General features: G+C 77.5%; 2 protein-coding genes. One reads left to right on the top strand and one right to left on the bottom strand.

The features are described 5' to 3' along the window. On the top strand, window positions 1-973 hold a 973-nt coding region (dxr, locus tag HGCM_RS18410), incomplete at its 5' end, for a 1-deoxy-D-xylulose-5-phosphate reductoisomerase (RefSeq protein ID WP_019137524.1). Between the two features lie 12 nt (window positions 974-985). Here dxr and HGCM_RS14355 read toward each other — a convergent pair. Further along, window positions 986-2,036: NAD(P)/FAD-dependent oxidoreductase (locus HGCM_RS14355; protein ID WP_218917048.1), on the bottom strand; the 1,051-nt coding region annotated here is incomplete at its 5' end.

Raw genomic sequence — 2,036 nt, 5'->3', positions numbered from 1 at the left:
GGTCCGGGCGGCGCTCGACGCCGCCGGCGCCACGCGGACCGAGGTCCTGGCGGGCCCGGACGCGTCCGCGCAGCTCGCCGGCTCGGGCGCCGACGTGGTGCTCAACGGGATCACGGGCAGCGTGGGGCTCGGCCCGACGCTCGCCGCCCTGCGTGCCGGCAGCACGCTGGCCCTGGCGAACAAGGAGTCGCTCGTCGTCGGCGGCGCGCTCGTGCGCGACGCGACGACGCGCGCGGACCAGATCGTCCCGGTGGACTCCGAGCACTCGGCCATCGCGCAGTCGTTGCGCGGGGGGCGCCGCTCGGAGGTCCGGCGGATCGTCCTGACCGCGTCGGGCGGCCCGTTCCGCGGGCGCACGAGCGACGAGGTGAAGGCGGTCACCCCGGAGCAGGCGCTCGCCCACCCGACGTGGTCGATGGGCCCCGTCGTCACGATCAACTCCGCGACCCTCATGAACAAGGGCCTGGAGCTCATCGAGGCGCACCTGCTGTTCGACGTGCCGGTCGCCGACATCACGGTCGTCGTGCACCCGCAGTCGGTCGTGCACTCGATGGTCGAGTTCGTCGACGGCTCCACGATCGCCCAGGCGAGCCCTCCGGACATGCGCCTGCCCATCGCGCTGGGACTGTCCTGGCCCGACCGCGTGCCCGACGTCGCACCGCCGTGCGACTGGTCGACGGCGACCGCGTGGACGTTCGAGCCGCTCGACGAGGACGTCTTCCCGGCGGTCGCCCTGGCGCGCGCCGCGGTGGCCGCGTCGGCCACCCATCCGGCCGTCTACAACGCGGCCAACGAGGAGTGCGTGGCGGCGTTCCTCGCGGGTCGGATCGGGTTCCTCGACATCGTCGGCACCGTCGCGCGCGTGCTGGACGAGCACCCAGGCACGGCGGTGCCCGGCCTCACGCTGGACGCCGTGCTCGACGCCGAGCGCTGGGCGCGGGCCCGCGCGCACGAGGTGCTCGACCAGCGCTGAGCCGGTGAGCCGTCAGCGCCCCGCGCGTGCGGCGCGCTGGGCCGTCCACCGGTCGACCCGGTCCGCCCACGCGTCGGCGAGCCGGGAGGCGACGAGCCCGGCGGTCCGGACGGGCTCGGGCTCCCACGCGGCGGAGCGGTGCCCGACCCACGGCAGGTGCACCAGCGGGTCGTCCGTGCCGGCGACGAGCGCCGCGACCGTCCGGCCGGCGAGGTTCGCGACGGCGGCGTCGTCGCCGACGCCCTCGATCCAGGCGAGCCCGTCGTCGGCGTCGTACCCGACCGCGGGGCGCCCGTCGCGCCGCAGGCCCAGCGGGGCGTCCCAGCGGTGCGTGAGGCGCACGTCCGCCAGCACCGGAAACAGGTCGGTGAGCGCGCGGTGCAGACGCCCGACGGGGTCGCCGGTCCGCTCCACGACCCCGAGGTCGGGGACGGCCGGGCCCCCGGCGACGAGGCGCCCGTCGTCGCTGCGCCGCACCCGCACGTGCAGCCGCCGCGCGTCGAGCACCGTCTCGTGCGCCGCGAAGCCCAGCTGCGCCCACACGAACTCCGGCAGCGGCTCCGTCGCGACGAAGGTCGAGACGAGCGGGGCGACGTCGCGGGAGCCGGACAGCCGGCAGGTCCACGCGCCGGCGGCCCGGACGACCCGCGGCGTGCGGACCGTGCCGTGGTCGGTGACGACCGCCCCGGGCGACACCCGGCGCACGCGCGTCCGCTCGTGCACCCGGGCCCCGCGCGCCTGCACGACGTCGGCGAGGCCGCGGACGAGCCGCAGCGGGTCGAGGACGGCCGCGTCGGGGCTGTAGGTCCCGCCCAGGACGCCCTCCGCCCGGGCGTGCTCACGTGCCTGCGCCGCGTCGAGCACCCGCACGTCGTCGCCCCAGGCCTGCTCCTTCTCGGCCGCGCGCTCGAGCCGCGCGAGCTGCGCGGCGTTGCGGGCGACGGTGACGGCGCCGCCGTACGAGAACCCGCAGTCGATCTGCTCCGCGGCGGCCGTCCCGCCGACCTCGACGACCGCGTCGCGCAGCGCGGCGCGCAGCCGCACGGACCCCTCCTCGTCGCGT

The sequence above is a fragment of the Cellulomonas massiliensis JC225 genome, assembly GCF_000312005.1.
Taxonomy (GTDB): Bacteria; Actinomycetota; Actinomycetes; order Actinomycetales; family Cellulomonadaceae; genus Cellulomonas; species Cellulomonas massiliensis.
This window is presented reverse-complemented; position numbering and strand designations above follow the sequence as displayed.